General features: G+C 41.7%; 1 pseudogene. It reads right to left on the bottom strand.

What is annotated here, in order from left to right:
• Positions 1–21 precede the first annotated feature (21 nt).
• Positions 22–360 (bottom strand): annotated as a pseudogene (locus K5S59_RS29885) (Mini-ribonuclease 3); the annotation flags it as partial.

The following is a 360-nucleotide window of genomic DNA, read 5'->3' on the forward strand; positions in this document are numbered from 1 at the left end:
AGTTGTGTATAAGAGACTGACTCATGATGAGGTGCCCCCTTCCTTGTCTTCGAAAACAGCAATTGCCTTATATACAAGTTCGTCTAATCGTTCGCGATTATTGAATAAATGATGATAGCCACTTAGCGCTTCAAAGGCTGTACTATATCGATATGTTTGTACATCTGTATTTTTCGGAACAGTACCTGAAGTTGCATTACGCCCTCGTCTGAGGACCGCTTCTTCTGCCTCAGTTAAAAATGCTGTCTCTAATAAATGCTAAACAACTTTCGCCTGTGCTTTTGCCGAAACAAAGTTTGTCCCTAATCGATGTAAGTGGTTAGGACGAACTTTCCCTTGTTGGAGTAGGTGATAGCGGAT

This window comes from Bacillus sp. BML-BC051, assembly GCF_019656175.1.
Classification (GTDB): Bacteria; Bacillota; Bacilli; order Bacillales; family Bacillaceae_G; genus Bacillus_A; species Bacillus_A mobilis.